General features: G+C 71.5%; 1 protein-coding gene and 2 pseudogenes. 1 reads left to right on the top strand and 2 read right to left on the bottom strand.

Features of this window, described 5'->3' with window-relative positions; all coding sequences use genetic code 11:
* A pseudogene (locus AB0G02_RS37295) lies at positions 1 to 394 on the bottom strand (hypothetical protein); the annotation flags it as partial.
* A gap of 24 nt (positions 395 to 418) precedes the next feature.
* Entirely contained in the window at positions 419 to 1,000 is a 582-nt protein-coding gene (locus AB0G02_RS37290; RefSeq protein ID WP_360804343.1) for a PadR family transcriptional regulator, read from the bottom strand.
* 76 nt (positions 1,001 to 1,076) lie between these two features.
* Here AB0G02_RS37290 and AB0G02_RS37285 point away from each other — a divergent pair.
* Positions 1,077 to 1,263: pseudogene (locus AB0G02_RS37285) on the top strand (winged helix DNA-binding domain-containing protein); the annotation flags it as partial.

Here is a 1,263-nt window from a genome sequence, read left to right as displayed (position 1 = left end):
CGTGGTCCGCGGCATCCAGCGGACCCACCACCCACGCGTCGAAATCCCCGTCCGTCACCGCCGGCCGCACCCGACCCCGCGCCACCAGCTGCACCGCCACCACCACGGCCGCACCCCAGAACGCGGCGGCCGGATGCGAACCCGCCGTGCGCCGGGCACGGCTCAACAGCGGAACCGCCTCGACCACCGGCAACCGCACCGCGGGAACCGTGCGCCGCACCCCGTCCGGCGTCGCGATCGTGAGCCGATCCCCGAACCCCTCCCCCGCACCGGACCCGTCATCCGGGTCGGCCGCAGGCGCGGGCGAGCGCGGATCATCGACGGGCGGGTAGAAGGCGACGGTGGACGTGCGTGGCGGATCCGCGGCCTCGAACACCGCCGCGTACCGCTCCAACCCTGTGTTCAGCGCTCCCCCTCACTACTCAAGTTTGAGCATAGCCCAACTCCCCGGCTCACCCGGCGAACCCGGCTCCCCCGCCATCGAATAAGCACCCCCCTCCAAACGCCCGACCAACCCCCGCGTCCACTCCGCACCACTCGACGCCGTGTGCTCCCACAACCCGTACAACTCCCCCACGTGCGGCGGACCACCCCACCCCGCCGCCTGCACCCGCGCCGCATCACGCCGCGCCTCCAGAGCCGCCAACCGCTCCACCAACAACCCCACCGCCTCCGCCCGCGTCAACGACGGCAACAACGCCAACCCCGCCGCCAACATGTCGGGCCGCGTCTCCGGACGGCGCAACGCATCCCGCAACAACCCCCGGTACTCCGCCTCACCCTTCGCCGTGAGCTCGTAATCCGTGCGCGCCGGCGGCACCAGGTGGTCGACCAGGCAACCGTCCTTCGTCGACTGCTTCAACGCGTGGTAGATCGAGCCCCACTTCACGTTGGCCCACTCCCCCGCACCCCACGACATCAGGTCGTTGCCGATCAGGTAACCGTGCGCACGCCCGTACCCGCGCACCACACCCAGCACCAACAGCCGTGTTGCCGACATCGCGTCCTCGCCCAGCGGTCACCGGGTTCCACGTCCCCCGTTCCGGCGCACAGGGTAGATCCCCGAAAATGGACCGGTGACCCTCCCCGACATCGACGACACCCAACGGCGAGCCCGCCTCGGCCTCCGCCACCTGCTCTCCACCAGGGCCGCCACCGTCGAGGACGTGGTCGAGGCAGTCGTCGGCCTGCACGCCACCGACCCGGCCACCGTGTACCTGTCCGCGTGCGCCCGCCTGCAACACCCCTCGGTCACCGAAGTCG

It is taken from the genome of Actinosynnema sp. NPDC023658 (assembly GCF_040639995.1).
Classification (GTDB): Bacteria; Actinomycetota; Actinomycetes; order Mycobacteriales; family Pseudonocardiaceae; genus Actinosynnema.
Note: the sequence above shows the minus strand (reverse complement) of the source record. Positions and strands in the feature narration are given on the sequence as shown.